We start from the raw sequence: 19,306 nt of genomic DNA, 5'->3' as shown, positions 1-19,306 counted from the left end.
TCTCCAGCCCGGCGGGTCATGTCCTGGTGAATCAACCAAGAGGCATGTCAGCTCTACTTCCTTGCATTTACGATGACTCGACCCACGCTCACCTGGTGGATGTGAGAAGCCGGTCGACGACCCGGTGGCCATACAAGGAGTCAGCACATGCACGTCGGAGACCTCCTCCAGATCAAGGGGCTCGATCTCACCCTCATCTGGGGTGGCGAGAATCTGCTCGACCAGGCGATCAGCGGAGTGACCGCCACGGACCTGGAGGATCCCGCCCGCTTTCTCCAGCCCGGAGAGATCGTGCTCAGCGGCCTGGTGTGGTGGGCCGAGGCGGACCGTCGGGCCAGGACCGAGCGCTTCGTCTCCGCGCTGGCGGAGTCCGGTGCCACGGCGCTCCTCGCGGGCGAAGAGACCCACGGCACCGTCCCCGTCGACATCGTCGAATCCTGCCGCGAGCACGGCATCGCGCTCTTGGCGGTACCGGCGCACACCACCTTCCGGGCGATCACCGAGGCCGTGTACCGGCGCCAGTGGGGCGACCTCAGCCGCCGCCCCGCAGACCACTTCGCCCTGCCCGAGAACGTACGCAACGATCTCGGCCGTCTCGTCGGGCACGGTGCGGACGCCGGCGAACTGCTGGAGTGCGGGCTCGCTCCGTTCGGCACGCCGTCGTGTTACGTGCTCACCAGCAGCGGACGCACGATCGCCCGCACCGCTTCATCCCCCGAGCTCCCGGCCGCGCGGGCCGCGGAGAACCTGCGCGGCCTCACCGGCGAAACGCTGCGTGTCCAGGCCGAGACGACGCCGTACGACGCGTGGTATCTCCATGTGCCGCAGGCCGGCGGAGCACCTCCCCGCGCCCTGCACGAGATGGCCGAGGTCATCGGCCAGCACCGCCACCACCACGATCGCAGGCATGCGGCCCGGCACCGGACCTGGCAGGATCTGATCACCCTCGTCGACAGAGGCGGCGCCGACACCGGCGCTCTGACCAACGCCCTCATGTCCTGCGGGCCGCTCGCGGAGGGTCCCTGGCACGTCGTGGTCACGGCCACCGGCGGGCAGCTCGCGGAGAGCGCCGCCAAGGAAGCGCTCATGGAGGCGCTTCAGCACCTCCCCTCCGCGGTCTTCGCGGTCGGCACGACCCCGGACGCGGAAGCCGTCGCCATCGTACGAAGCGGCGGCGAGGGCGCCGCCTCCCTGCGGGAGCCCTGGTCCCTCCTGCACGACTGCCGCCCCGAGACCCCGCTGCACGCCGGCGTCAGCGCGCCCACCACCGAGCCCGCCGCATTCCGTAGTGCCCTCGCGCAAGCCCGATACGCCCTCGCGGCGGCACGACGCGGTTCCCCGACGCCCGGTCATGTGGCCTCGGTCGAGGACCTCTCTTCCCTGGATTCACTCCTGGCCGGCATCCCCGCCGACGTCCGCGCCATCTTCAGTGCCGCGACGCTCGGCCCGCTGGCCGACAGCGAACCGGCCTCGCACCACAGGCTTCTGGAGACTCTGGAGGTCTTCCTCGCCCACAACTGCTCCTGGGCCCGCACCGCCGAGGCGCTGCATCTGCACGTCAACACCGTCCACTACCGCATCGAACGGATTCAGGACCTCACCGGACGAGATCTCTCCCGCCTCGACCACAAGCTCGACCTGCGCGCCGCACTCCTGTGCCGGCCCCGCACTGTCTCGTCATCCGGCCCGCCCTGTCCGACGGCGGTCTGATCAGTTAGAAAGGTACGGGTCCGGCCGCCGCCCCCAGGCACCTCCGGAGCACTTCCCTACCACCCAGAGGTCGTCCGCACATGCCCGCCGCCGCAGCCCCCTGGCTGCTCCTCGCCGTCTTCTCCGGCACCCTGATATCGCTGCAAGCGCGCATCACCGGTGAGCTCGCCGCCGGGCTCGGCGGCGACGGATTCGCGGCGGCGGTGATCTCGTTCGGCTCGGGATTCGTGGTGCTGACCCTCGGGCTCCTCGTCCTGCGCAAGCCGCGCCACGGGGTCGGCCTGGTGCTCGCGGACGTACGCAGTCGGCGGCTCAAGTGGTGGCAGGTGCTCGGCGGCTTCGGAGGAGCGGCGTTCCTGCTCGCGCAGGGGCTGACCGTCGGGGCGCTCGGGGTCGCCCTGTTCACGGTCGCGATCGTCGCGGGCCAGGTCACCGGGGGCCTGCTCTTCGACCGGATGGGGCTCGGTCCTGCCGGACCGCAGCGGCCCACGCGCCGCAGGGTCGTCGGCGCGGTGCTCGTACTCGCGGCCGTGGGCCTGTCGATGGCGGACAAACTGGGCGGTGGCTTCCCGTACGTGCTGCTGTTGCTGCCACTGGTGGCGGGCGTGTGCGTGAGTTGGCAGCAGGCGGTCAACGGGCATGTGAAGAACGCCGCCGGGTCCGCCTACGCGGGAACGTTCTTCAACTTCGTCGCGGGCACCGGCGCGTTGAGTGTCATCTTCCTGGTGCACGCCGTGGCCGCCGGGGTCCCCTCCCGCCTGCCGGCCGAGCCGTACCTCTACCTCGGCGGCCTGGTCGGCATCTCCTTCATCACCATCGCGGTCGCCACGGTCCAGAAGCTCGGCGTCCTGCTGCTCGGACTCTGCACGATCACCGGCCAGTTGGTCGGCTCACTCGCCCTCGACCTGCTGCTGCCGCACGGTGACACAGACGTCACGGCAGCCACCGTCGCGGGCGTCGTGCTCGCTCTGGCAGCGGTCGCGCTGGCGGCACTCTCGGGCACGCGAACGGGCCGGGTCGTCGCTTCGAGCGGCGTGACGCGGGCCGAGGCACCCGCCGTGGACATCTCGGCGATCAGTTGAGAAGGAAGGGATTCCCAATTACGGTGTCAAGTTCCGAGGATGACGCTTCGTGACGGGGTCATGCCGCCACGGCCACGGACCGGGTTGTGGCGGTCTCGAAGATGCGGTGATCGCGTATCAGAGCCCAGAGCACGTTGAGGCGGCGCCTGGCCAGGGCGAGGACAGCTTGCTTGTGGTTCTTCCCCTCGGCGCGTTTGCGCTGGTAGAAGCGTTTCGACTCAGGACAGTGCACGGAGGCGACCTGGGCGGAGAGGTAAAACATGCGCAACAGACGTCTGCTGTAGCGGCGGGGCCTGCGCAGGTTGCCGCTGACCTTGCCGGAGTCGCGTGGGACAGGGGCGAGTCCAGCGACGCCGGCGAGCCGGTCGGGACTGCCGAAGGCGGTCATGTCGCCGCCGGTCGCGGCGATGAACTCCGCGCCGAGCATGGCGCCGATGCCGGGCATGGAAGTGATCACCTCGGCGTCCGGATGCTCACGAAACCGGCCCTCGATCAGGGCTTCGAGTCCCGCGATCTCCTGATCGAGGGCCATCACCTCCCTCGCCAGCGTGTGGACCATCTTCGCGGCGGTCTTCTCCCCAGGGACAACGGTGTGTTGGGCCTCGGCGGCGGTGACCGCGGCGTCCGCGGCGCTCTTGGCGGTGCTGAGCATGCGGACGCCATGGTTCTTGAGCCAGGTTGCCAGCCGGGCCCGGCCGATCCGCCGCAGGGCGGCCGGCGTCTGGTACTTGGTGAGCAGAGCGAGCGAGGTCTTGGAGTTGCTGTAGTCGAAGGCTCTCTCCAGGGCGGGGAAGTACTCCAGCATCTGGGCCCTGAGCCGGTTGATCGCTCTCGTGCGGTCGGCGGACAGATCCATGCGGCGGGCGGTGAGGATTTTCAGGTCGACCGCGATCTCGCTGGTCTCCTGCAGTGGTTGCAGGTCGCGACGCATCCGCGCCTGGTCAGCGATGACGAAGGCGTCCTTCGCGTCCGTCTTGCCGCTGCCCCGGTAGGCGCCGGACGCGTGATGAACGGTGCGCCCGGGGATGTAGAACAACCTCTGCCCGTGGTTGACCAGCAGGGCGATCCACAGTGCGGCGCCGCCCGCGTTGAGGTCGACCGCCCAGGTGACAGGAGTGCCGTCCGCCAGATCCCAGACGTCACCGAGCAGTTGCAGCAGTTCGTCCTCGTTGTTGGGCACCCGGCGCGTGAGCACCGTCGCTCCGGTCGTGTCGATCACGGTGCAGTGGTGTTCGACCTTGCCCGCGTCCGTCCCGGCCCACAGTTCTGGCACCGGACCCTCCTTCGTCGCTGTTCAGGGCTGTCCCAGCAGACGACCTCGCTGTCACGTCCATACAAGCGATTCGGTTCGCGCATCCCAATCAGCAGCCGAGTCGTCGCGGGCGCCGGGCGGCCAATCCCTTCAAGCCACGTACGCGGCAACGAAATGACAGCCACACCCGGCACCCCTGGGCGTCCCGATCTTACGAATGACCCGAGCCAACCCACGAAGAAAGGTATGGACGACATGACCATCCTTCGTCCACATCGTCGACTCGATGGTCAACCAGCACATCAAATGGCTGAAGACCGCACGCGCGCTGCCCTGGCGCGCCCCCGTCCCCTCCCTCAACCACCTGCTCACTTCGCACGTCTGGCGCCAGGACAACAACGGCTTCTCCCACCAGGACCCCGGCGTCGTCGACCACGTACTCGACAAGAGCCCCGAGGTCGTCCGCGTCTACCTGCCGCCGGATGCCAACACCCTGCTCTCCGTCGCCGAGCACGTCCTGCACAGCCGCGACTACGTCAACGTCGTCGTCGCGGGCAAGCAGCCCTGCTTCGACTGGCTCTCCCTGGACGAGGCCCGCACGCACTGCGCACGCGGCGCCGGCATCTGGGAGTGGGCCGGAACGGAGAGGGGCGAGCGCGAGCCCGACGTGGTACTCGCCTGCGCGGAGACGTCCCCACGCAGCGGCCCACGTCCGTCAGACCATGACCGACACCCGCACCCGCCGCCACGCCTGTATCCGCGAACACGGCACCGCCCTCCCCGAGGTCGCCGACTGGACCTGGACCGGCTGACCCTCCGATCACGCCGCGAAGCTGGACCGGTAACCGGAGTCCCTGGTCAGCGCACCCGCCCCCGCGGACGTTGCCTACTTCTTGGCGGCGGCGAAGAGCTTGAAGGCGAACTTGCCGAACGCGGGTGCGTAGGAGATGCGGTGGTTGGGGCCGCCCTTGTCCAGTCCGCCGAGGCTGCCGATGACGCGGCCGGTGCCCGTCCTCTTGTTGTAGCCGACGACCCAGGGGCTACCGGAGGTCCCTCCGTAGAAGCCGGCGCAGGACATGCGCATCTGCTTGTACGGGGCGAGCCTCTTGGTGGTGGTGCGGCAGAAGATGGGGCGCCCGTTCTTGTTGTGCTTGGCGTTGGGGTAGCCCATGACGGTGACCTTGTGCTTGAAGCCCTTGGCCGCGGTCAGGGTGAGGGCGGCCTTCGTGGCCTGCTGCACCCTCTGGCCCTTGCGGTTGGTCGCGAGGCGGGCGAAGGCGTAGTCGTAGCTGGAGGTTCGCTTGTTCTTGGGGTCGTACTTGGCGCGGAACCAGCTGTTGACGGCGAAGGTCCCGTAAGGGGCCTTGTTCTTGGCGGCTCCGTTGTACTTCGGGACGAAGGCGCTCCGTGTGCTGCCGAAGGTGCAGTGCGCCGCGGTCAGGACGACATCTTTACGAGGGCTGTTGATGACACTTCCGGAACAGAACCGCTTCTTGCCGTTCTTCACGTAGAAGAACGTGCCGACGGTGCTGGTGCCCCTGAAGTAGGCGGCCTTATTCCCCTTCAGCTCGGCGGCGCCTTCGGGTGTGGCGCCCTTGGAGGTTTCGGATGTGGCTGCGGCCATCCGCTTGGGCGTCCAGTAGTCGGCTGCGGCCTTGGCGGTCCACCCGTTTTCGACGTCGACCTTGGTGACGGAGGGCGCGGAGGTGGCGGAGGCGGGGGCGTCATCGCGGGGTACGGCTTCTGCGGCGTGGGTGAGCGCGGGGGTGAGCAGAGCGGCGGAAAGGGCCGCGGTAACGGCGAGCGGTATACCCCGTTTGGCGTGCATGGCGTGGTTCTCCTGGGTCTTTGATCTTGCGGTCGGCGTTGACCGTAAGGGGTGAACCCCGGGTCGCGATAGTGACCAAAAGGGCAAGTGGCCCGGGGTGCCAGGGTGTTGGGACTGTCGACCCGGCGAAGATGGGCGCGGCAGGTCGCACCGCCCTCGGTGCCGTCTTAGCCGCGACACTGGTCGCGCAGGCCGCCGGGCCGGCGCTCGCCGCGACCGGCACCACCACCGGCGCCGGCCAGGCCGCCCCGGGCATTAGCTCGGCGTACGCGTCTCAGCAACCGCACCCGTGTCCAAGAGATGCGACACAAGCAGGTTCGTTCGTCCACCAGCCCTGTCCGTCCCGGGCGGGACGGGTCGAGCTTCCGGGGAGGCAGGTTGACCCCGCGCACAACGGCGTCGAGCCCTTGCTCATCCGCGGGTGCGTGAAGGGCACCGTGGCCAGCCAGCACGCGTAGTTGCCGGGCCGCGGTTCGTCGGCGCCCGCCACCTGCCTGCGAATCGCCGAGTTGAAGCCGTCCGCACCGCTGACGAACCCAGCTGCCGTGGCACCGAATTCGATGACGCTCTCGTCCCCGAGCGCGTCCAGCAGCGTCTGCGCCTGCGCGGCGCAGTGTCGCGGCGGCTGCGAGGCCGCCGATGCCCGCTCCGATGACAAGAGCCTTGCGCGGGGGGGTGCTGCGTCATTTCCCACTCCGCTTCGACGGCCGCCTCCGGCCCGGTTGGCCGGCCGTCATCACCTGAGCCACCTTCTCGGCGACGACGTTCACGTGCGGTTCCTCCAGGAGCTGGAATCTGGCAGCTCCAGCCGTACCGCTTGAGCAGCATCGCCACTCCCTGCACGGTGTAGCTCTTGGTAGCTCTTGGTAGCTCTTGTGGAACCGGCGCCCGATCAACGTATTGATCCGTGACAGCGTCCAGGTCTGGTCCGGCCAGCCGTGTGCCATCGGCCCCTTGGACAGCTCGATCTCCAGCACGACGAACAGCCCATCGCTCAGCAGCGGAAGCGACGCCCTATGGCCGCCTCCATCCGCAACTTCTCCCGGAAGACGCGCCGTTCATCAGTCAGCCCACCGCCCTGCGCATACCCCATGCAACCGGCATAGCGCAGGGATCACGACTCATGGATCACGACTCGTCAGCCCTGCCGACACCACGCTTCGCATGTCGGTAACGGCCCCACCGAACAACGCGGCAATGCCCTGAGCCGCAGGTCGACTCAGCTCGACTCGGGCTTGCGGGCGCGCAGGATGACGTCGAACCGCCCGGGGTGTTGACGGTCCATCGGCTCGAAACCCGCTTCGGTGTACCACTGCTCGAATTCCTGCGGCGTGTAGATGCGGCCCTCGGGCGACGCGATCGTGTGCACGTACGCCGACATGAACGCGGCGTGGGCGGGACCGGTCTCGTCGTCGTCCTGGGCACATGCGACGATCACCAGGTGCCCTCCTGGCTTCAGCGCCCGGTAGGTCTTCGCGAATAGGTCGCGAACCTGCTCCGGCGACCAGATCTCGAGGAATCGAGAGAACACGACGCAGTCGTGGGAAGTGGGGAACTCTTCCTGCCAGATGTCAGCTCCGACTGTGTGGACCCGGTCGGAAAGACCCGCCTCGGCGATCTGGTCGTCCGCCATCTTCGCCACGTTAGGCAGTTCGAGGATGGTCGCCTGGAGGTGCGGCCACCGCTGGGCGAAGGCGATGGCATTTGTCCCGGTGCCGCCGCCGACGTCCAGCACATGCTGGTAGGGCGAGAAGTCCACGGAGTTGACGAAGTCCTCAACCACCGAGCGGCTCTGATGATCCATCATGGCGGTGAACACCTTCTCGAGGTTCTTGTCCTCGCCAAGCAGCTCGTAGAGCGTGGTCGCCGACGATCCGGCGAGCAGCTCACGGTTCAGCCCCACATTGTCGTTCTCCACCAAGGATTCGTAGAGCCAGCTCATCGGGCGATACAGCATCTCATGGGTGTAGCGGATGATGACAGGCATGAATTCATTCGGATCGCCCGACAAGATATCGGTCGCGGCAGTGTTGTAATACCCACCGTCTTCCTTGCGCACGAGCTCGAATGTGCTGCACCCCAGCAGCACGTGGCCTGCACGTTCCTCCAATTCCAATGCCCCGGCTATCTCCTCGCGAGTGCTGCCCGGTCGCTCCTTAAGCAGAGCAAGTGATCTCCTTCACGGTGCATACGGAGCCTCGGGCGTGCACCCTCGGCCTGTCGTGACGTGGCGAAATCCAGCAACGTCCGGTTTACAGATGTGCGGCATTGAGTCAGACAGAGGAAGTCCTGCCCGAATGACGAATCCGGATAGGTCCCGATGCATGCATTACGAGGCAACACCAAACCCGAGAGCCGCACAAGGCCACTCACGTCACACCCCCCTCGTCGGTGGCGTGAATCGATCGCTTCCACCTCTGCATCCCTTCATTTTTGGCCGAAGGAGCCCCAACCCTGGTCACAGCCTGAGCGATCAAGGGGCTGAAAATTGCCTATTGGATAGAGCGGTAGGTGACTGGATCATCTTTCCAAAAACGGACAGAGCGCCGGAACCGCGACGCCCATTAATCGCTAGAGCCGAGCATCCGCTCCGGAAAATGTCTGCGTGACGTACGAGCGTCGAAGAAGGCCAAAAAGTACTTGGCCGACCACGGGGTGTCCTGTAATTTTTGGTGCCGTCCGCAACCACATCCACGATCCGGATCCGACCCAACCCACGAGGACCCTTGATGTATATCCGGCTACTCGACGCACAGTTCGACGATCCCGCCTATGACGCCTATCTCGAAGCCCAGCAACGCGCTTACTCCGCACCCGGCTACGAGACGTTGACGAAGTACGGAAGCACGGACGCACGCACTATTCGCGACCCGTTGAGTTACCTTGCTGTTTTCGACGAGACGGCAGGCGACGACGGCGAGAGGCTCGTCGGCGGTATCCGCATCCACCGGAAATTAGCGGGTCAACTGCCGTCCGAGATCCACCTCGCGAGCCAAGATTTCAACGATGCCTTGGCGGACGAAGTCGCCGCCGGCGAGTCGGTGGCAGAGATTTGCGGCATCTGGGTGGACAACGACTGGAGGGGCCGCAACCTCGCGTCCCTGCTGTGCTTCACCTCCGTCGTGGCGGCTCAGCGACTGGGGGCCACCGTGATCTGTGGCAGCGGCCCCACTGAACGAATCAAGGGGTACGAACGGTGCGGTCTCCGTTTCCGGCACGACCGCCCCCTGCACGACCGCCCGTTTCCAGGCATCACGGCGTACTACTCCATCAACCGGGCCGAGGCCATCCGCCATCGCGAGGAGCGATTGACCAATGCGGCGGTCCTGCTGGACCGCGCCCTGGACGAAGCCCCCTGTATCCCCACCGACGTGGCCCGCGCCGTCGCCGAGAAACTCGGCCTCGGGCACTCCACCACCTCGGCATCCGTAGGCAACGCACGTTAGGCGATCAATGAACCTCGAAGCGCATCTCGGCGCCCTCACCCAGACCGCTGATAACACGGCTCCATGGCAACCGAGGCTTTACGCACCGGTCGAGCCCGAGCAACGCTCTGCCCTGACAGAGCTCCTCGAACGCGGTGTCGTCGACTCCGTCCACGACACGTGCGCCGACCAGCTGGCAGAGCTCCTCTCCACCCGGCGCCCCGATTGGCATCCGGACGACGACGAGTTGGCCTCTGCGGTCACTGACCACCTCGGCGGCAGGCCCCCGGCGGAGTACGGCACATGGGCGTGGTACGCCTGGTCGCGGCGGCTCGTCCACGTCCTACCGCCGGCCGAGCACCGCGAGCTCCGTCAGTCCCGCAACCGCTACAAGATCACCGCGGAGGAGCAGAACCTCCTGTCGCGGAAGACCGTGGCCGTGGTCGGCCTCTCCGTGGGCGCCGCAAGTGCGGTCACCCTCGCCCAGGAGGGTGTGGGCGACCGTTTCCGGCTCGCCGACTTCGACCTCCTCTCCCTCTCCAACCTCAACCGGCTTCGCGCCTCGGTCGCCGATGTCGGCCTGCCCAAAGTCGTCATCGCCGCACGGCAGATGTACGAGATCGACCCCTACCTCGACATCACTGTCTGGCCGGAGGGACTGACCGAGGAGAACACCGACGCGTTCCTCGCGGGCGGTGGCCGCACCGACCTCCTCGTCGAGGAGTGCGACGACATGTACCTCAAGGTCCACGTCCGTGAACGCGCCCGCGCGCTCGGCATCCCCGTCCTGATGGAGACCAACGAGCGCGGCATGCTGGATGTGGAGCGGTTCGACCTCGAACCGGAACGTCCACTTCTGCACGGCCTTCTGCAGGGAGTGGCGGCCGCCAAAGTCAAGGCGATGTCGACCCGCGAGAAGCTCCCGCACCTCCTCCGCATCCTCGGTCAGGACGAGCCCTCCGAGCGTCTGGTCTCCTCCCTCGTCGAGACAGGCAAGACCATCTCCTCATGGCCACAGCTCGCCTCGGGAGTCAGCCTGGGCGCCGCGCTGGTGACAGATACCGCTCGCCGCCTCCTCCTCGGTCAATTCACTGCCTCGGGAAGGTACTTCGTCGACCCCGGCACGCTGATCCGCGAGGGCGCGGAGACCTCCTTGACACCAGCGGAGCCTACGTCCGAGCCCACTGCGGAGGTGGCCTCCCCTCCCCTCCTCCTGCCGCCGCCGCCGCCGCCCAGCAACGCCGGCGCCACCCTGGGTGAAGAAGGCATGCGCCGCCTGGTCGCCCACGGCATCCAGGCGCCGTCCGGCGGCAACAGCCAGCCCTGGCAGTTCATGGCCCATGACGAGGCGTTGGACTGCCGCATCGACGCCGCGCAGCCGCAGACCTTGCTCGACTTCGAAGGCTGTGCCACCCATCTGGCCATCGGCGCGGCGGTGGAAAACATTCACCTCGCGGCCCAAGCCTCGGGCTGGGCCTGCCATGTGCAGTACTTCCCCACCCCGGCCGACCCCGGCCTGATGTGCCGACTCACCTTCTCCAGCGCGGCTGACGTCGCGCGCCCCGCACTGTTCGACTGGATCGAGCACCGCACCACCAACCGCAGCCCCGGCCCCGTTCGCCCACTCGTCGAGTCGCACGCCGCAGCGCTGACGGACTGCGCCACCGAGAGCGGCGCCCGACTCCATCTCGTCACCGACCGCGATCAGTTGGACGAGATGGGACGGGTCCTGGGGGCGGGCGACCGGCTGCGGATACTTTCTCCGCAACTGCACCGGGACATGATGAGCGAGTTGCGCTGGGACCCCGAGGAGACCCGGCGCACGCGGGACGGCATCGACGTCGCCACGCTGGGGCTCGACGACGTCGACCTCGCGGGCGTCCGTCTGGCACGACAATGGCCCGGTCTGGCTTTCGTTCGCCGGATCGGCGGCGGCAAAGCCTTCGAGGAGAGTGCCGGAAAGGCCCTTGCCGCCTCGTCGGCCGTCGGCTGCCTCACCATCCCGGGCAAGGGCCCTCACGCCTTCGTCAACGGCGGCCGCGCCCTGCAACGGCTCTGGCTCACCGCCACCTCCCTCGGCTTGGGGTTCCAGCCCCACACCTCCCTGCTCTACCTGTTCGCCCGCGTGGAAAGTGGCAGCGAGACCGGACTCGATGCCACCGAGACCAACGTTCTGCGCACTCTGCGCACCAGGTTCACCGCCGTCATCCCCGGCAAGCCGGACGAGGTCGAACTCATGCTCTTTCGACTCTCCTACGCGTCGCCGCCAACGACCCGCTCACTGCGCCGCCCCGTCGACTCGGTGCTTCAATTCGGAGGACCGCCTTCGCGAAGCGGGGCGTGACGTGGCTCCGGCACGGCCTCGGCCCTTGTCGACCCGGCCGCGGGACAAGACGCCTGCTGGTTCGCAACCCGAAACCGGCACTGCTGGAAGGATCACTCCGTCAAGGGCAGACACTCGTCGAGCAGACCGACGACGTCACTCCAGGCACGGCGCGCGTGTAGAGGGTGGTGGCCCACGCCGGGGCGCACGGCCTGGTTCACCGGGGGGTGGTGGAAGGCGTGCAAGGCACCGCCGTAGACAACGAGGCGCCAGTCGACGTCCGCGGCCAGTATTTCGGCGACGAAAGCGTCCCGTTGCGCGGGCGGCATGATCGGGTCTTCCGATCCGACCCCTGCCCACACAGGACAGCGGATGCGCGCCGCCTCACCCGGTCGGCCCGTGGTCAGTGCGTTGACTGTCCCGATCGCACGCAGGTCGACACCGTCGCGCCCGAGTTCCAGCCCGATGGCGCCCCCTGTGCCGTAGCCGATGACGGCGATCCGGTCGGGATCGGTCCGCGGTTCGGCACGCAACACGTCGAGCGCCGCGTGACCGATGCTCCGCATCCGGTCAGGATCTGCGAGCAGGGGAGTTACTCGGGCCATCATCTCTTCGGGGTCGGTGAACCACCGTCCGCCATGGATGTCGAAGGCGAACGCCACGTACCCCATCTCGGCCAGGGCGTCGGCCCTGCTGCGCTGGAAGTCGTTCAGTCCGGTCCCCTCGGGCCCGACCAGAACTGCGGGCCGACGGTCGGCGCCGGCCGGGAGCGCCAGGTGCCCGACCATCCTCAGACCGTCGGCCGGGTAGGCGACCGAGCGTGTGGTAACCGTGATCACGCGGCCGAACTGTAGCGGCCTCCAGGCCAGGACGATCGAATCGACAGGGCCGACCGGACAGCGTTGGCACCTCTCTGAAGTGCGATGATGGCCGACAGGTCGCCGATCTCGGTCCCGGCACGTCACCAGCATGGAGTACAGGCCGCTGTGACCTCGGCAACGGTCGACGGCACGACTCGCCGCGCCCTCCGCCGACAACCTCAACGACTGCAGGACATGGGAGGGGTTCGTCCAGCACGATGGCCGTCGTCGGCAAAATCGTGACGATCACCGACGACGGCCATCCAGACAACCGGTCCCGGCATGTGCCGCAGCCTCCGTATACAGCCGCAGCCTCCGTATACAGCCGCAGCCTCCGTATACAAGGGAAGCGAGGAGGAGGGGAAAGAACTCCCACGGCGGAGGCAGGCCCATGACCAACCCCGTCAACAGATCAGCGCCAACCGCGCGATCTTGTGCACGCACTGCCCGTACTCCGGATACGACTCCGGCAGGAAGCGCGCCTCGATGCCCTCGTTGGACGCCTGCCGGCTGGCGCCCGCGTCGTGCGTGCGGTACGTGCCGCCCGCCGAGATGGCGACGGTCAGCGCGCTCAGTCCTCCTTCTCGCGGGCGGGCGTGTGCAGTCCGAGCCCGCCGCCGCCCGGCACCCACCGGGGGCGGCGCGGGTGGTCCCACCGGCCGCGTACGAGCTCGAAGGTCTCGCCCCCGTCCGCGGAACGGAACAGCGCGGCGGGCTCCGCCCCCGCGTACACCACCTCGGGCCCCTCGGCGGGCGCCGGGATCAGCTGCCACACCCGCTCGAGCGAGGCCCCGGTCCCCTCCGGGCCCCAGTGCGCGCTGTCCCCGGAGGCGAGCAGCCGGGGCCCGCCCGTCAGCCCGCCCGCGGCGGGCGTATCACCACCGCACCGGCAGGCTCCGCCTCCCCCGGATCAGCATCCCCGGGAGCCACTCCCCCGGCTCCCCGTCCGCCGTCAGATCCGGGTAGCGCTCCAGCAGCGCGCGCAGCGCCACCTCGCCCTCGAGGCGGGCGAGGGGGGCGCCCAGGCAGAAGTGGATCCCGTGTCCGAAGGAGAGATGGCCCCGGGCCTCGCGGCGCCGTACGTCGAAGCGTTCCGGATCGGGGAAGCGCGCCGGGTCGTGGTCCGCGCCGGCCATGGCGATCAGCACGATGGCACCGCGCGGCACCCGTACGCCGCCGACCTCGGTCTCCTCCAGGGCGATGCGCGGCGTGGTGGTCGCCACCGGCCCGTCGTAGCGCAGCGTCTCCTCCACCAGCCCCGCCGCCAGCCCCGCCGGATCGGCCCGTACGGCCGCCAGCTGCTCGGGGTGCGCGAGGAGCGCGCGCACCGCGTTGCCGATCGTGTTGACCGTCGTCTCGTGCCCGGCGACGAGCAGCAGGAAGGCCAACGAGACCAGCTCGTCCTCGGTGAGCCGGTCGCCGCCCTCGTCGGCCGTGTGGACGAGGGCGCTGAGCAGGTCCTCCCCGGGGCTCTCGCGCTTGGCGGCGATGAGCCCTGTGAGATACGGCATGATCTGCTCGTACGCCTCCTTCTCCGCCTCGGGGCTGGTGGGCGCGAGGGTCTCGTTGGACCAGGCGTGGAAGGAGGCGCGGTCCAGGCCGGGGACGCCGAGCAGTTCGGAGATGACGATCATGGGGAGCGGGGAGGCGAACGCCTCGATGAGGTCGGCGCTGCGCGCTCCGTCCGCCGTCATGCGGTCCAGCAGCTCGTCGGTGATCTCCTGGATGCGCCCCCGCATCCCCTCGACCCGCCGGGCCGTGAACTCCCCCGCCACCAGCTTCCGCAGCCGGGTGTGGTGGGGCGGGTCGCTCATCAGCATGTTGGTGTTGCCGAGCATGTTCAGGGCGTACGGCGGGCTCCAGCCGGTCTGCCGCCACTCGCGATGCCAGTCCCTGCTGAGCTGCGGGGCGGTGAAGGCCTCGCGCGCGGCCTCGTACCCGACCACGAGCCACACCACGCCCCTGTCGGGCGTCACTACCTGGTGCACCGGACCGCGCTCGCGCAGCCGCGCGAAGGCGGTGTACGGGTCGGCTTCGAAGTCGGGGCTGAGCGAGGCGAGCACCTCGATCCCTCCGAGGCTGTCGGGCCGGTCGGTTCTGTCGGATAACGCGGGATCGGCGGCGGCATTCTCGGTCTCGGTCACGACGGAATTCCCTTCCCTCAGGCCCGGGTTACCGGCCCCCGCCGACCACTCCGAGCACGGCCGTTCACTCTAATCCCGCACCCCCACCCGCACAACAGAATTCTGGTGCCGGTGAGGCAGCCGTCGAGGACGTCGTGTCGGTACTTGAGCTGGCGGAGGCCGTGCCGGATCGCGGTGATCAGGTCGGCTGGGGCCTTGAAGGCCCGGTTGGCGGTGGTGGTGCGGCGCAGGACGGACCAGATGCCTTCGACCGGGTTGAGGTCGGGTGCGTAGGGCGGTAGCTGGTAGACGGTGAGCCGGTCGCGATCGGCGATGTAGCGGCGTGTTCCGGCGGTGAGGTGGGTGTTGAGGTTGTCCCGGACCAGCACGATCGGCCCGCCGAGCTGGTGGTGGGCGTCCTGGAGGAGGTCTCGGTCCCGGAGACCACGACCGGTGGCCGGGCGCTGAAGTTCTACGCCTCGGTGCGGCTCGACATCCGCCGCATCGAGACCCTCAAGGACGGCACCGACGCGGTCGGCAACCGCACCCGCGTCAAGGTCGTCAAGAACAAGGTCGCGCCGCCCTTCAAGCAGGCCGAGTTCGACATCCTCTACGGCCAGGGCATCAGCCGCGAGAGCGGCCTGATCGACATGGGTGTGGAGCACGGCTTCGTCCGCAAGGCCGGCGCCTGGTACACGTACGAGGGCGACCAGCTCGGCCAGGGCAAGGAGAACGCCCGTAACTTCCTGAAGGACAACACCGACCTCGCCAACGAGATCGAGAAGAAGATCCTCGAGAAGCTCGGAATCGGGGTACCGGCGAAGGTTGCGGTCGCCGAGGACGCCGTCCCGGGCCTGCCCCTTGCCGAGAACCTGCTCATGCGCGTCCGGCGATACCAGCCCATACGACTGGTCAGGAGCGGCCGGATATGTCGGGGGTGCCGGGCACTTCGGGCATGCTTCTCTCCTCGTGGGGGGGGCGGCTGGAGGTACAGGTGACCGCGGAACAGGGGAAGTTGAGCATCCCGCGCGAGCGAGGTGTTCTGTCGCGCAAGACCCGGACCATTCCCGGACCAAGTTGACGGCCATCGCTAACAGCACTGTCGATTTCGCAGATCAACGCAGCCGCCACGCGTGTATCACCAGCAGACGAAGAACCTGCTGAAGCCGTTACCGCCGCTCGAAACCCGGGCGACACCGGGCCTCCCACCAGAACACAGTCAGGGAGCCGCCGATCTGACTACTCGTCAGCAAGGTCAGCAAGGTCAGCAAGGTCAGCAAAGGGTCAGCAAGCGTCTGATCAGACCTGGCCACACGTGCCGACACGTGCGAGCCGCAGCCCACCTCTGCGACCGTCCCATCGCAGCTCGACCGAGTCCTTACGGCGCCCCCGCCACGAGAGATCGACAACCTCTCCCTGCACCTCTACGACCATCAGCGCCAGATATATGACCCCAGGTCAGCGCACCCTCCCCCGCGGCTTCAGCGCCACCGGCGGCAGCTCCGGCGCGGGCAGCGGCGCGCCGTCGTAACCCTTCACCTCGCCGAAGCGGGAGCCCGTCATCCAGTCACCCCGCGCCTGCTCGATCTCCTCGTGGCTGCGGCCCACGAAGTTCCACCACATGATGAGCTCCTCCTCGAACGGCTCGCCGCCGAGCAGCATCAGGCCCGCGTCCGACCCGGCGAGCAGCGGCAGTTCCGTGCGGCCGCAGCCGAGGTAGAGCATCGATCCCGGCAGCACGGGGACGCCGTCCACGCGGGCCTCGCCGGACATGGCGAGGACGGCGTACTCGAAGTCGGGGTTCAGCGGCAGACGTACTTCGGCACCGCCGGTCAGGGCGAGGTCGGCGCCGACGATCGGGGTGTACGTCGTGCCGGGCGAGGCCGCGCCGTCGAGTGCGCCGAGGATGAGCGTCGCGGAGATGCCCGGAGCCGTGACGACCGGCAGCTCGGTGTGGTGCTCGAAGCTCGGGTCGGTGTGGCGGTGGGCGTCGGGCAGCGCCACCCACAGCTGGGCGCCGTGCAGGAAGCGGGCGTGCGACCTGGGGCTCTCCTCGGAGTGCGAGATCGCCCGGCCGGAGGTCATCAGGCCGAGCTCGCGCGGGCGGATCGTCTGGAGGCCGCCGGTGGAGTCGCGGTGCAGGACCTCGCCGTCGTGCAGCCAGCTGACCGTCTGCAGGCCCATGTGCGGGTGGGGGCCCACCTGCATGCCGGGCTCGTCGGCGATGTCGTCCGGGCCGTAGTGGTCGACGAAGCACCACGCGCCGACCATGCGGCGGCCCAGGTTGGGCAGCAGACGGCGGACCTCGGTGGACTCGCCGAGCTTGACCTTCTTGGGGCTGAGGAGTTCCCGCACCGGTTCGGCGACGACGAACCCGCGCCCGCCGCACAGGGCCGGAACCGCCTCGCGATCAAGATTGCTCATGTCGGACAACCTAGCCCCGCGGGGCACCGGACGTCAGGCACGCGGCGCGCCCGTCACCCAGCGGAATTTCTGACCGCGTGGAGGAGTTGTGCGCAACCAGAAGGAGGCACCAGTGGAGATGACCTATTACGGCCACGGAACCGCGGCCGAGCGCTGGGAGCGCGCGCGGCAGTTCTTCGACGCCAAGGAGTACGCCACGGCGGCACGCATCCTGGCCGACCTGGCCGACGAGGTGCCCGAGCAGGTCGCCCCGCGGCTGCTGCTCGCCCGCGCCTACTACCACTCGGCGCAGCTGCTGCGCGCGGAGGCCGAGCTGCGTACGGTCATCGAACTGGACCCGGTCGAGCAGTACGCCCGGCTGCTCCTCGGCCGCACTCTCGAGCGGCAGGGCAGGGACGCTGACGCCGCCCCGCACCTGCGGATGGCGGCGGCGTTCTCCGGGGACTTCACGGAGGTCTGATCGAGCTCAAGGGGCGCCGGTGGCTTCGGCCATCGGCGCCCTAGGCGTATGCCTTGCGCTGCGTCACGCCCACACCGCCTCGGCGAACGCGACGCCCGCGAAGACCGCGCCGAGCCCCGCGACCACACTGGCAAGGACGTTGGCCGCGGCGTAGAAGCGCGCTCCGTCCTCGGCAAGCCGCAGTGTCTCGTACGAGAAGGTCGAGTACGTCGTCAGGGCGCCGCACAGGCCGGTGCCGAGGAACAGTTGGAGCTGAGAGGTGGCGGCGCCCGCGACGACGGCTCCCGTGAGCACGCCGAGGACCAGGCTGCCCAGGACGTTCACCGCGAACGTCCCCCACGGGAAGACCGTGTCGTGTCTCGCCTGCACCGCACGGTCGGTGAGGAAGCGCAGCGGGGCGCCGATCATCGCCCCGGCCACCACGCAGAGCCAGTTCACCGGTCGGCCTCGCCCCGGCCGACGTACCGGATGACCTCGCAGTCGTCGAGGATCACCAGACCTTCGGCGACCAGTTCGTCGAGCTGGGGGAGGAAGGCGCGGACCTTGTCCTCGTCGTCGACGATCACCACCGCGACCGGCAGGTCCTCGCTCAGCGAGAGGAGGCGCTGGGTGTGGATGAGCGAGGAGGCGCCGAATCCCTCGATCCCCCGGAAGACGCTGGCGCCCGCGAGGCCCGCCTTGCGGGCTCGGTGGACGATCTCCGAGTAGACCGGCTTGCGGTGCCAGAGGTCGGTCTCGCCGATGAAGACCGTCACCCGCAGTGCCCGGCCCGTCAGTCTGGTCATGGTCGCCTCCGCCTCGTCATGGTCGCCTCCACGCAACCAGGCGGCGGGTCGCCCGCGCCGCGCTCCACACCGCTCCGAGTGCCGCGAGCAGTGTCAGTCCGAGATAGGCCAGGCCCGTGCGGACGTGGCCGCCGTTCACCAGACGCTCGATGTCGACAGCGTAGGTGGAGAAGGTGGTGAAGCCGCCGAGGACACCGGTGCCGAAGAAGGGCCGCAGCAGGCGGTGGGCGGTCCGCAGCTCGGTGAGCAGCACCATGAAGACGCCCATGGCGGCGCAGCCGACGACGTTCACGAGGAGCGTGGTCCAGGGGAACGCGTCAGGGGAGGTCGGCCAGATCAGGGAAGCGCCGTAGCGGGCCGACGCGCCGATCGCGCCGCCGAGGGCCACGACCGCCACCACGGGCCACACGTTGTACTTCCTCACTCCCCCGCCCGAGAACATCACCTGTAAAGGATCACCGCATCCTCAGGCTAGCCGTCCGGCGGGGACTGCTGAGCCGCTACTCGCTCAGCGCCGTCCCGCAACGTACGCAGTAGCGGGCGTCGCGCTCGGTGGCGAGGCGGCCGCACTCGGGGCAGACGCGGTCGAGGAGGCAGGCCGGCTCTCCGGCGTCGGAGGTGTCGGAGGTGTCGGAGGCTTCGGAGCCGCGGGCGGAGCTGATGCCGAGGGGCGGGCCCCGTCGGTGGGCGGTCGTGTAGACGAGCCCTGCTTCCCCCGCGTACACGGAACGGGTCGTACCGGCCGGAAGCCACACCAGGGCGCCGGGCGTGAGCGGCCATGCCCCGTCCGGGGTACGGAGTTCACCGGCGCCGTTCAGCACGGTCACGAGTACGCCGAGCGTGGTCTCGGTGTGCTCGCCGATGCCCGCGCCGGGCGCGAGCCGGATGACATTGGCGTCCAGGTCCCGCGCGTGCCCGCCCAGTGACCACACGACGGTGATCTGCCCCTGCCCGGTGGCGGCGGTCTGCTCCGGGCCGACGAACACCGGAGCGGTGGCGGCGAACGTACTCATGGGGACTCCAGTGGGCGGGTG

At 68.7% G+C, this 19,306-nt stretch carries 15 protein-coding genes and 5 pseudogenes; 7 read left to right on the top strand and 13 right to left on the bottom strand.

Annotated elements, in window-relative coordinates; translation table 11 throughout:
* Positions 1–147 precede the first annotated feature (147 nt).
* Positions 148–1,710, top strand: a complete 1,563-nt coding sequence (locus E2651_RS19430) for a PucR family transcriptional regulator (RefSeq protein WP_135332440.1) — start codon at positions 148–150, stop codon at positions 1,708–1,710.
* 80 nt (positions 1,711–1,790) lie between these two features.
* Positions 1,791–2,792 (top strand): DMT family transporter, encoded by a 1,002-nt coding sequence (locus tag E2651_RS19425; protein ID WP_135332439.1) that lies wholly within the window; start codon positions 1,791–1,793, stop codon positions 2,790–2,792.
* A gap of 58 nt (positions 2,793–2,850) precedes the next feature.
* On the opposite strand, the gene E2651_RS19420 is transcribed toward E2651_RS19425, so the two are convergent.
* A complete protein-coding gene (locus E2651_RS19420; protein WP_135332438.1) occupies positions 2,851–4,065 on the bottom strand; it encodes an IS110 family transposase in 1,215 nt (404 codons plus the stop codon).
* A 241-nt stretch (positions 4,066–4,306) separates the two neighbouring features.
* Between E2651_RS19420 and E2651_RS19415 the strand changes: the two are divergent.
* Positions 4,307–4,856, top strand: a pseudogene (locus E2651_RS19415) (hypothetical protein); the annotation flags it as partial.
* A 74-nt stretch (positions 4,857–4,930) separates the two neighbouring features.
* On the opposite strand, the gene E2651_RS19410 reads toward E2651_RS19415, so the two are convergent.
* From E2651_RS19410 to E2651_RS19400, 3 genes and pseudogenes are all read right to left on the bottom strand, one after another.
* On the bottom strand, positions 4,931–5,872 hold the full coding sequence (locus E2651_RS19410; protein WP_135332437.1) for a trypsin-like serine protease: 942 nt from the start codon (positions 5,870–5,872) through the stop codon (positions 4,931–4,933).
* A gap of 786 nt (positions 5,873–6,658) precedes the next feature.
* Positions 6,659–6,965: pseudogene (locus tag E2651_RS45365) on the bottom strand (winged helix-turn-helix domain-containing protein); the annotation flags it as partial.
* 126 nt (positions 6,966–7,091) lie between these two features.
* Positions 7,092–7,931, bottom strand: coding sequence for a methyltransferase (locus tag E2651_RS19400; RefSeq protein ID WP_135332436.1), 840 nt, complete (start codon positions 7,929–7,931; stop codon positions 7,092–7,094).
* 670 nt (positions 7,932–8,601) lie between these two features.
* On the opposite strand from E2651_RS19400, the gene E2651_RS19395 reads away from it, so the two are divergent.
* Positions 8,602–9,318 (top strand): GNAT family N-acetyltransferase, encoded by a 717-nt coding sequence (locus tag E2651_RS19395; protein ID WP_135332435.1) that lies wholly within the window; start codon positions 8,602–8,604, stop codon positions 9,316–9,318.
* Positions 9,319–9,325: 7 nt separating this feature from the next.
* Complete coding sequence (locus tag E2651_RS19390; protein ID WP_135332434.1) at positions 9,326–11,641, top strand: Rv1355c family protein; 2,316 nt, start codon at positions 9,326–9,328, stop codon at positions 11,639–11,641.
* Positions 11,642–11,733: 92 nt separating this feature from the next.
* On the opposite strand, the gene E2651_RS19385 is transcribed toward E2651_RS19390, so the two are convergent.
* From E2651_RS19385 to E2651_RS19370, 4 genes and pseudogenes are all read right to left on the bottom strand, one after another.
* Positions 11,734–12,459 carry a dienelactone hydrolase family protein gene (locus E2651_RS19385; protein ID WP_135332433.1) on the bottom strand — a complete coding sequence of 242 codons (726 nt, stop codon included), beginning with the start codon at positions 12,457–12,459 and terminating at the stop codon, positions 11,734–11,736.
* Positions 12,460–12,896: 437 nt separating this feature from the next.
* A pseudogene (locus E2651_RS45360) lies at positions 12,897–13,285 on the bottom strand (exo-alpha-sialidase); the annotation flags it as partial.
* A gap of 70 nt (positions 13,286–13,355) precedes the next feature.
* Entirely contained in the window at positions 13,356–14,624 is a 1,269-nt protein-coding gene (locus E2651_RS19375) for a cytochrome P450 (RefSeq protein WP_348541653.1), read from the bottom strand.
* Positions 14,625–14,641: 17 nt separating this feature from the next.
* Positions 14,642–15,037, bottom strand: a pseudogene (locus E2651_RS19370) (transposase); the annotation flags it as partial.
* Positions 15,038–15,040: 3 nt separating this feature from the next.
* Between E2651_RS19370 and E2651_RS19365 the strand changes: the two are divergent.
* Positions 15,041–15,601: pseudogene (locus E2651_RS19365) on the top strand (DNA recombination/repair protein RecA); the annotation flags it as partial.
* Between the two features lie 460 nt (positions 15,602–16,061).
* On the opposite strand, the gene E2651_RS19360 reads toward E2651_RS19365, so the two are convergent.
* Positions 16,062–17,027, bottom strand: coding sequence for a pirin family protein (locus E2651_RS19360; RefSeq protein WP_135332431.1), 966 nt, complete (start codon positions 17,025–17,027; stop codon positions 16,062–16,064).
* Positions 17,028–17,139: 112 nt separating this feature from the next.
* Between E2651_RS19360 and E2651_RS19355 the strand changes: the two genes are divergently transcribed.
* The gene (locus E2651_RS19355; RefSeq protein WP_209446190.1) at positions 17,140–17,487 is read left to right on the top strand and encodes a tetratricopeptide repeat protein; all 348 of its coding nucleotides are present in this window, start codon (positions 17,140–17,142) and stop codon (positions 17,485–17,487) included.
* A gap of 63 nt (positions 17,488–17,550) precedes the next feature.
* Here the strand turns inward: E2651_RS19355 and crcB (E2651_RS19350) are convergent, their stop codons facing one another.
* The 4 genes from crcB (E2651_RS19350) to E2651_RS19335 all read right to left on the bottom strand — a co-directional run bounded on the left by crcB (E2651_RS19350) (position 17,551) and on the right by E2651_RS19335 (position 19,285).
* Positions 17,551–17,925, bottom strand: a complete 375-nt coding sequence (gene crcB / locus E2651_RS19350) for a fluoride efflux transporter CrcB (RefSeq protein WP_135332430.1) — start codon at positions 17,923–17,925, stop codon at positions 17,551–17,553.
* Positions 17,922–18,272 carry a DUF190 domain-containing protein gene (locus E2651_RS19345; RefSeq protein ID WP_135332429.1) on the bottom strand — a complete coding sequence of 117 codons (351 nt, stop codon included), beginning with the start codon at positions 18,270–18,272 and terminating at the stop codon, positions 17,922–17,924. The genes crcB (E2651_RS19350) and E2651_RS19345 overlap by 4 nt, the downstream gene beginning before the upstream one ends.
* A gap of 16 nt (positions 18,273–18,288) precedes the next feature.
* On the bottom strand, positions 18,289–18,696 hold the full coding sequence (gene crcB, locus E2651_RS19340) for a fluoride efflux transporter CrcB (RefSeq protein ID WP_245239004.1): 408 nt from the start codon (positions 18,694–18,696) through the stop codon (positions 18,289–18,291).
* A 76-nt stretch (positions 18,697–18,772) separates the two neighbouring features.
* Positions 18,773–19,285, bottom strand: a complete 513-nt coding sequence (locus E2651_RS19335; RefSeq protein ID WP_135332428.1) for a hypothetical protein — start codon at positions 19,283–19,285, stop codon at positions 18,773–18,775.
* Positions 19,286–19,306 lie beyond the last annotated feature (21 nt).

Source organism: Streptomyces sp. MZ04, assembly GCF_004684775.1.
Classification (GTDB): Bacteria; Actinomycetota; Actinomycetes; order Streptomycetales; family Streptomycetaceae; genus Streptomyces.
The sequence above is the reverse complement of the archived record's forward strand: the minus strand, read 5'-3'. Positions and strand labels throughout refer to the sequence as shown.

Coding starts and splice junctions, on each gene's coding strand:
- E2651_RS19430 (WP_135332440.1), top strand. CDS start 148: ATGCACGTCGGAGACCTCCTCCAGATCAAGGGGCTCGATCTCACCCTC.
- E2651_RS19425 (WP_135332439.1), top strand. CDS start 1,791: ATGCCCGCCGCCGCAGCCCCCTGGCTGCTCCTCGCCGTCTTCTCCGGC.
- E2651_RS19410 (WP_135332437.1), bottom strand. CDS start 5,872: ATGCACGCCAAACGGGGTATACCGCTCGCCGTTACCGCGGCCCTTTCC.
- E2651_RS19395 (WP_135332435.1), top strand. CDS start 8,602: ATGTATATCCGGCTACTCGACGCACAGTTCGACGATCCCGCCTATGAC.
- E2651_RS19390 (WP_135332434.1), top strand. CDS start 9,326: ATGAACCTCGAAGCGCATCTCGGCGCCCTCACCCAGACCGCTGATAAC.
- E2651_RS19360 (WP_135332431.1), bottom strand. CDS start 17,027: ATGAGCAATCTTGATCGCGAGGCGGTTCCGGCCCTGTGCGGCGGGCGC.
- E2651_RS19345 (WP_135332429.1), bottom strand. CDS start 18,272: ATGACCAGACTGACGGGCCGGGCACTGCGGGTGACGGTCTTCATCGGC.
- E2651_RS19335 (WP_135332428.1), bottom strand. CDS start 19,285: ATGAGTACGTTCGCCGCCACCGCTCCGGTGTTCGTCGGCCCGGAGCAG.